The following is a 6,970-nucleotide window of genomic DNA, read 5'->3' as shown; positions in this document are numbered from 1 at the left end:
GCCGGCAAGCCAGATGGCGTCCCAAAGGGGGTAGTCGTGCACGCGGGTGACGAGGCCGGCGCGGATCGGGTTGGCGATGAGGTAACGGGCAACCAGGCGCAGGTTTTCTTCGCGACGCAGGGCGCGGGGGAGCGGCGGGCGGCAGCTGCGCGGACGGCAGGGATGATCCAGCGGCCATAGTCGACGGTGTCGTAATACGGGTCGTAACCCCGGTTGAGGAAGGTGCTGACGCCAAGGTCGATATAGTCCAGCAGGGCCTGGGCCACGGTCTCGGGGGTGCCGACCAGGGCGGTGGTGTCTCCGTAGGCGCCCACGGCCGTGGCGGTGGGCATCCACAGGGCGCGGTCGTGGCGGTCGCCGCGGGCCGCCGCCGCCAGCAGGCGTTCGGAACCGGTGCCCTTGAGGCGTTTCTGCCAGGGGCTGCCGGCGGCGAACTGCGGGTTGGACTGGATCTGCGCGAGGATCTGTTCGGCCCGTTGCCAGGCCAACTCTTCGGTAGCCCCCAGGATCAGCCGCACCGAGAGGCTGACCCTGGGCGCGCTCACTCCGGCGGCGCTGGCGGCAGCCTTCAGTTTGCCGATCTGTTCGGCAACCCCGTCCAGGGGTTCGCCCCACAGGGCATAGAGGTCGGCGTGCTTGACTGCGATCTGGTAGGCGATGTCGGAGGAGCCGCCGAAGGAAATCGGAATCTGCGGTTGTTGCAGGGGTTTCACCGGGGAGAAGGCGCCCTTGATGTTGAAGTAGCGGCCTTCGAAGTCGAAGGGTTCCTCGGCAGTCCAGGTGCGCCGGACGATCTCCAGGTATTCGTCGGTGCGCTTGTAGCGTTCGGTCTTGTCCAGCAGGGTGTCGCCTTCCTGGGGCTCGGCGGTGATGCCGGTAATGGCATGCAGGCGGATGCGCCCGCCACCGGTGGTGTGGTCCAGGGTGGCAAAGGCCCGGGCGGCCACGGTGGGGGCGCTGAGGGCCGGGCGGTGGGCGATCATGAAGCCCAGGCGCTCGGTGTGGGCCGCGGCATAGGCGGCGATCTGCAGGCTGTCGGCGCTGCCCGGGCCGCTGGCGATCAGCACCCGGTCGAAGCCGGCGTGTTCATGGGCGCGGGCGTGCTCGCGGATGAATGCCAGGTCGAAGTCCGGGCTGCGGATGCCGCGGGTTTCGGACCATTGGCGGGGGAAGATCATGCCGACGAATTCGATGCTCATAGGGGGCGTTTCCTCGGGGCAGCGTGTGCGAAAAGGGGTTAGAAGCGGTAATCCACCTGGGCCAGCACGGTGCGTCCGGGCATCGGCTGCAGGAAGGTGTTGGTGGAGGCGGCCAGGCCGCTGACGAAGTTCAGCTCGTTGGTCAGGTTGAGCACGCGCAAGGTGCTGCTCCACTGGGGCTGGCGGTAGTAGAGGGCCAGGTCGAGGTTGTATTCGTCGGGGATCTTCACCGTCTTGCTCAGGTTCAGGTACCAGCTGCTGGTCCACCAGCCGGAGAGTTCGGCGCCAAAGCCCGAGTCGAAGCGGTAGTCGAGGTAGCCGCTGGCGGTGTATTCGGGAATCTGCACCGCGTCGAAGCGGCCGGACGGGCGCCGGTTGAGGCTGTTGTTGTCACCGAAAACCGTACCGTTGTCGGCGATGAACCCGGCGGAAGCGAAGCCGGCCTGGGAGGTGAATTCGTTGTAGGCGCTGAGTCTGGACAGGTTCAGGCCGCTGCGCAGGTGCGGGTCTGGCTGGTAGCGCAGGGTGGCCTCGGTGCCCTTGATGATCAGCCGGGCGATGTTGTTGTTGCTGTCCGGGGACTGGTCCCGGGCCTGCTTGAAGGTGGCCAGGGTCATGAACAGCTGGTCAGGGATGGCTTCGACCTTCAGCCCCAGTTCATGCAGCACGCTGAGGCTCTGGAAGGCCAGGGGGTTGAGCTGGTTGGCGCCACTGCCGCTGCCCCAGCCCAGGCCGTTGGAGAAGAACCCGGTGTTGACCGCCAGGGAGCGGTCGAAGGTGTAGTACAGGGTGCTGTTTTCGGTGGGTTTGACGTAGGGGCTGATCTGGAAGGCGAACAGCCGGTAGTTGTGGCTGTCGCGCCGGTCGTTGCCCCCTTTGAGGACGAAGGGGTTGTCGATCTCGGCGTCGATCCAGCTGCGGCTGGCGCCGATGTTCAGCCCCACCCGGTCGCCCAGGCGCAGGTTGTGCTGGCTGAACAGGGTCTTGGTGGTCCAGGTGCTTTCGGCGGTGTAGGGCGCCAGGGATTCGGCGTACAGGCCGTGGCCGGCGGGGTACATGGCCGCCAGGTTGAGCCAGCCGTAATAGTTGGAGTACTGGGGCACCCCGGGCTGGCCGATCCAGGCGCCGTTGCCGCCGGCGGGGTTGCTGCCGGTGAGCCCCAGCAGGTCGCCGGGGTTCTTGCCGGAAGGGTCCTGGGTCAGGTCGTAGGCGTTGATGGTGGAGCCGAAGTGGTTGTTGGCAGCGATCGACTGGTTGAACTCGCGGCGGTAGATCAGCCCGCTGTTGCTGTCGTCCCGCAGGGTCAGGTTGCCGAGCCGGGTTTCATTGCCTGAGCGGAACTCGAAACGGTTGTCCAGCAGGTTGTCCCTGGACTGCACCTGGAAGGCGCCGACGGCGTCGGTCAGGTCCCTGGAGCGCTGGTAGAAGGTGCTGTTGGCCAGGGTGATGGTCGGTGACAGATCGGCTTCGACCCGCAGCTGGGTGGTGAAGCGCCGCGAGCTGTTCTGGTCTTCGCGGCGCTGCCCGGCCTGGGGCGACAGGGAACTCAGGCCGTTGCCCGCCAGGCTCGGGTCATACACCCAGCCACGCAGGGTGCCGGGGCTGGCCTGGGTGTTGGGCGAGGCCGCCTGGAAGCTGCCATCGACCACGCTGTACTGGCCCTGGGCGTTGCGCTGGCGCTGCACCCAGCCCAGGGTCGGGGCATTGGCCGCGCCCGAGGCCAGCACCGGCGACCACAGGCTGTTGCCATTCTGGATGATCGGCGTGGCGCGCCCGGCGTAGTACTTGCCGCTGTCCACCAGTTGCTGGGTGGCGCGGTTCCAGCCGTGGGTGATGTTGTAGTCGTAGTAGTTGTCGTAGCTGGCGTTCCAGTCCACCCGCAGGTTGTCGTTGCGCCAGGCCAGGGCTCCGTAGAAGGCGTCGAAATTGTTGTCGACGTTGTCGTAGTAGTCCTGCTGGCGCTGTTTGCTGATGCTCACCCGGTAGGCCAGCTGATCGCTCAGGGGGCCGGTGTTGTCGATGCTGAACTTGCTGGAATCCCGGGACTGGCCGTTTGGCACCCAGGCGCCGAACTCGCCGCTGAGACGGGTCTTGAATGCGCTGAAGTTGGGCTTCTTGCTCAGGTAGTTGACGTAGCCACCGCTGCCGGACACCGAACCGTAGGTCACCGAGGAGGGGCCGGCGACGATGTCCGCCCCCTCGTAGGCGTTGAAGTTGGCCGGATGGCGCACGCCGTAGGCGCGCTGGCCGTCCTGGAATACCTCCGAGCCCTGGGCGCGGAACTGCGGGGCGATACCGGCGTTTTGCCCGCCACCGCGGGTGATGCCCGGGGCGTACTTGACCAGGTCGTCGGCGCTGCGGATCGGGTCGTTGGCCAGTTGTTCGGCGTTGATCTGGGTCACCGAGCGCGGGGTGTCGATGATTTTGGTCTCGGTGCCGCCGTACACCGAGGTTGCTGGCCGGGTGGGCAGGGCATCGTCGTCGGGCTGGCTGCTGGCCTGGACGGTGACGGTTTGCAGCTGGGTATCGGCGGCGCACAGCGGCGATGCCAGGGGTGAAAGCATCACTACGGCCAGAGCCGGGCCGAATGCGGGGCGAGCGAAGGCGTTGGAGGGCATGGCACATGAGCCTCATGTTGAATCGCATGGGTGTTCTGCAGGAGCCGGCTTGCCGGCGAAGAGGACCTTGAGGCTCGCGGTGCTCTTGCGGTCGCCTTCGCTGGCAAGCCAGCTCCTACGGGTTGTGTGGTGGTGCGGTGGTTCCTTGTAGGAGCCGGCTTGCCGGCGAAGAGGACCTTGAGGTTGGCGGTGCTCTTGCGGGCGCCTTCGCTGGCAAGCCAGCTCCTACGGGTTGTGTGGCGGTTGCGGTGGTTCCTTGTAGGAGCCGGCTTGCCGGCGAAGAGGGCCTTGAGGCTCGCGGTGCTCTTGTGGACGCCTTCGCTGGCAAGCCAGCTCCTACGGGGTCAGGCGCTGTCGTTGAGCCACAACCTTTCGAAACGCCAGGTGCTGAACAGCGATTGTTCTTCGTGGGCACCGCCGACGCGGGTGGAGACGCTGTCCAGCAGGTCGGCATAGCCCCAGATCAGCAGGCCGCCACGCTCGTACTGGATCTGCTGCGCCTGGTGCACCAGGGCCGTGCGCCGTTGCAGGTCGGGCTGGGCCATGGCGGCAAGAAACACTTCGGCGAACTGCGGGTCGTTGAAGTGGGTCTTGTTGGACACGGCAAACGGCGCGTCGGTGTGGATGGCGCTGGCCAGGAACGGCGCACCGATGCTGCCGCCGGTGCTCAGGGTCCAGTCGTCGCGCTGCGGGCCCTGGAAGGTCGCCAGGTCCACCTGGCGAACCTTGAGGGTCACGCCAATGCGCTTGGCCTGTTCCGCCAGCACCAGGGCCGAGGTCAGGCCCGGCCCGGGGGTGGTCACCAGTTCCAGCTCCAGGTTCTCTTGCCCAGCGTCCTTGAGCAGTTGCGCCGCGCGCTGCGGGTCGTGGGGGCGCGGGCCCAGGCCGTGGTTGAAGGTCGGGTCGCTGGGGGCATAGAGGTCGTTGGCCACCCGGCCCTGGCCATTGAGGGCGCGGCGCACCAGTTCCTCGCGGTCGGCCAGCAGGCGGAAGGCCTCACGCACCCTTGGGTCGTTGAACGGTGGCTTGTCCAGGTTCATGTCGAAGGACAGCCAGTTGCCGGTCACCGATTTCAGCAGCCGTACCCGTGGGTCCCGTTGCAGCACCTGCAGCTGTTCGGTGGGCATCACGTTGGCCATGTCGATCTGCCCGGAACGCAGGGCCGCCAGGCGCGCGACCTGGTCCTTGAAGTCGATGATCTCCAGCTCGTCGGCGTAGGGCTGGCCGTCCTTGTAGTAGTTGTCGAAACGGGTGAACAGCGAGCGCTGGCCCGGGGTGAAGCTTTTCAGCTTGTAGGGGCCGGCGCCCACCGGGTTGGTCACCGGGTGGTAGTCCACCGGCACTATGCCGCCGAAGTTGACCCAGGTTTCCGCCAGGGGCATGTAGCTGCGGCCCTGGCGAAAGCTCAGGCGCACGGTGCGGTCGTCGAGCTTCACCAGGTTGTCGCGGTCGACCCAGTGCAGCAGCGCCGCGTAGGGCGAGGCCAGTTGCGGGTCGGTGAGGCGGCGGATGGAGAAGATCAGGTCGTCGGCATCGATGCTCTTGCCGTGGTGGAATTCCAGGCCCTGGCGCAGGCGAAGGGTCCAGCTGCTGGCATCGGCATTGGGTTCGGCAAACTCCGCCAGGGCCAGGCGCGGTTGCATCTGTTCGTCCCATTCCCAGAGTTTGCTGTACAGCGCAAAGCCGCGGACGATGCCGCTGCCGATGGGTTTGTGGGCGTCCAGGTTGCCGCTCTGGTTGCCATCGAGGATGCCCAGGCGCAGGCGACCGCCGTAGCGCGGCGAGTTGCTGGCGGCGGCCACGCTGCCTGTGCCGCTGGAGCTTTCGGCACCGCAGCCGGCCAGCAGGCCGCTGCCCAGCAGCAGGCCGCCACCGAACAAGGCACTGTGACTCAAAAAGCTGCGACGGCTGAAACCGTAGGGGTCCTGGCTCATGGCATCAGGCTCCGGCCGGGCCGTTGGCGCTGCGCAGCTCCAGCGGCGCTTGCGGTTGGCGGCTCAGGGCGGCGCGTTCGCCGCGAAAGTGCGGCAGGATGTGCTCGCCCAGGCGGTAGGCCTCTTCCAGGTGCGGGTAGCCGGCGAGGAAGAACAGATCGATGCCGATGGCGTGGTACTCGCGAATGCGCGCCACGACGTTTTCGTAGCTGCCCACCAGGGCGCAGCCCGGGGGAATGCCGATGTAGCCAAAACCGGTCCAGACATTGGGGTGGATGAAGAAGTCGTCGAAGCCCTGGGTCTCGTTCTTCTGCGCGAAGCCGTTCTCGTAGCTGAGCTTGCGCGCGGTGCGCAGCCCGGCATGGGCGGCCACGGCCTTGACCGCGCCCTTGGCGATGCCTTCGTCGAAGAAGCGCTTGGCCTCGGTGCGCGCCAGTTCTTCGGTTTCCCGGGTGATGACGTCGATCGACAGGCCGAAGCGGATGTCGCTGCGCCCGTACTGCAAGGCCCGCTCACGGATGTCGGCGATCAGCGCGGCGATCTCGTCCGGGTGTTCGGCGCGCATCAGGTAGAAATCGGCATGTTTGGCGGCGAACTCCCGGGCCGCAATCGACGAGCCGGCGGTGCAGATCAGCGGCAGTTCGGCCTTTTTCAGGGGCCCGCGCAGGCCACCGCCTTCGGCGCGGTAGAAGCGCCCCTGGTAGTGAAAGTTCTCGTTGTGCCAGTAGCCCTTGACCAGGTCCATGAACTCGCTGGCACGGGCATAGCGCTCATCGTGGTCGCTGAAGTCGCCGACCTGGCGCTGAATCGCGTCCGAGCCGCCATTGATGATGTTCCACACCAGGCGGTTGCCGGTGGCGCGCTGGTAGGTGGCGGCCTGCTGCACCGCGACCCAGGGCGTGTAGTGGTAGGGCTGGAAAGCGGTGACGAACTTCAGGCTGCGGGTTTCCCGGGCCAGCAGCGAGCAGACGGTCCAGGGCTCTTCGCCGGACGGTGCGTTGACCATCAGCGCGCCGCCGAAACCGTTGATTTCCGCGGCCTTGGCAATCTGCCCGAGGTAGTCGATGTAGGTGAAGTGGTCGCCGACGCTGAAGCCTGAGACGGCGCCGGTGCTGGGGCCGCCACGGTGCCAGTCGCCGCGGTTGCGTGGGTCGCCGGGAAGAAACTGGGTCTCGCCGTGCAACGGCAGGCGGGTGAAGAATTCAATGCTCATGGATGG

General features: G+C 66.7%; 3 protein-coding genes and 2 pseudogenes. All 5 read right to left on the bottom strand.

Annotation, left to right across the window (positions count from 1 at the left end; genetic code table 11):
• Positions 1–126: pseudogene (locus GV818_RS34550) on the bottom strand (REP-associated tyrosine transposase); the annotation flags it as partial.
• 5 nt (positions 127–131) lie between these two features.
• Positions 132–1,199: pseudogene (locus GV818_RS23705) on the bottom strand (LLM class flavin-dependent oxidoreductase); the annotation flags it as partial.
• Between the two features lie 38 nt (positions 1,200–1,237).
• Positions 1,238–3,817, bottom strand: a complete 2,580-nt coding sequence (locus GV818_RS23700; protein ID WP_161777689.1) for a TonB-dependent receptor plug domain-containing protein — start codon at positions 3,815–3,817, stop codon at positions 1,238–1,240.
• Between the two features lie 344 nt (positions 3,818–4,161).
• Positions 4,162–5,751 (bottom strand): ABC transporter substrate-binding protein, encoded by a 1,590-nt coding sequence (locus GV818_RS23695; protein WP_161777688.1) that lies wholly within the window; start codon positions 5,749–5,751, stop codon positions 4,162–4,164.
• A gap of 4 nt (positions 5,752–5,755) precedes the next feature.
• Positions 5,756–6,964: an LLM class flavin-dependent oxidoreductase gene (locus GV818_RS23690; protein ID WP_161777687.1), complete on the bottom strand. Its 1,209-nt coding sequence runs from the start codon at positions 6,962–6,964 to the stop codon at positions 5,756–5,758.
• Between the last annotated feature and the right edge of the window lie 6 nt (positions 6,965–6,970).

It is taken from the genome of Pseudomonas sp. Fl4BN1 (assembly GCF_009908285.1).
Taxonomy (GTDB): Bacteria; Pseudomonadota; Gammaproteobacteria; order Pseudomonadales; family Pseudomonadaceae; genus Aquipseudomonas.
Note: the sequence above shows the minus strand (reverse complement) of the source record. Positions and strands in the feature narration are given on the sequence as shown.